Origin of the sequence: Umezawaea tangerina (assembly GCF_003002815.1) — a bacterium.
In the GTDB taxonomy this organism is placed as follows: domain Bacteria; phylum Actinomycetota; class Actinomycetes; order Mycobacteriales; family Pseudonocardiaceae; genus Umezawaea; species Umezawaea tangerina.
In genome coordinates, this window is the sequence record NZ_PVTF01000034.1 from 1 (window position 1) to 1,082 (window position 1,082).

At 68.1% G+C, this 1,082-nt stretch carries 1 protein-coding gene; it reads left to right on the top strand.

The window, feature by feature from the left end; genetic code table 11:
* Window positions 1-107 precede the first annotated feature (107 nt).
* Complete coding sequence (locus CLV43_RS46925) at window positions 108-1,055, top strand: IS481 family transposase (protein WP_106197065.1); 948 nt, start codon at window positions 108-110, stop codon at window positions 1,053-1,055.
* The last annotated feature ends 27 nt before the right edge of the window (window positions 1,056-1,082 follow it).

Below are 1,082 nucleotides of genomic sequence, written 5' to 3' on the forward strand. Positions count from 1 at the left end.
TGTTGTGACTAGTGAGGTTGTGAACGGCGTGTCGAGTTGAACAAGCGAGGACCTCTGGGCGAAGTGGATGTGTCTGACGCATCCGATCCGCACACAGAGGTCCTCGCATGCACAGTAACGCCCGTACCACCGTTCACGCCCGCAGACTGATCGTGACCCGCCATGCGGCCGGGTGGGCTCCCGCCCGCATCGCCGAACAACTTGGGATCTCCCGCACCACCGTGCACAAATGGCTCACCCGACACCGACACGAGGGCGACGCCGGGCTGGCCGACCGCAGCTCGCGTCCGCACCTGAGCCCTCGACGTACCCCGCCCGAGGTCGAGCAGCGCATCCTGACCACCCGTCGGACGACCCGTCGAGGCCCGGTACACCTGTCCGGATTGCTCGGCCTGCCCGCTTCCACCATCGGTCGGGTCCTGCGCCGCCACGACGAACCACCGCTGTCGGCGATCGACCCGATCACCGGTGCGCCGGTGCGCCGCCGCCACAGCGGTCTCCGCTACGAACGCCCTCACCCCGGCGACCTGCTGCACATCGACGTCAAGAAGCTGGGCCGGGTACCCGTGGGCGGCGGGTGGCGGATGCACGGCCGCAGCGAAACGGTCCGTGGCCGGGGCATCGGCTACGACTACCTGCACGTCGCGGTGGACGACCGGACCCGCCTGGCCTACGTCGAGGCCCTGCCCGACGAACGGGACCCGACCTGCGCCGGTTTCCTGCATCGTGCCGTGGAGTGGTTTCACCGACGGCGGGTCAGGGTGCTGCGGATCCTGACCGACAATGCCAAGGTCTACCGCGTCGGCACGAACTGGCGAGCGGTCTGCGTCGCCTTGGGCATCCGTCGCCGGTTCATCAAACCCGGCTGCCCCTGGACCAACGGCAAGGCCGAACGGTTCAACCGCACCCTGCAGACCGAGTTCGCCTACGCCCGTGCCTGGACCAGCAACATCGACCGTCTGGCCGCCCTGCCCGCCTGGGTCCACGACTACAACACCCGACGGGCCCACAGCGCCCTCGGTGGTCGACCACCGATCAGCCGACTGGCCGCCTAACCGTCAACAACGTCACAAATCACTACA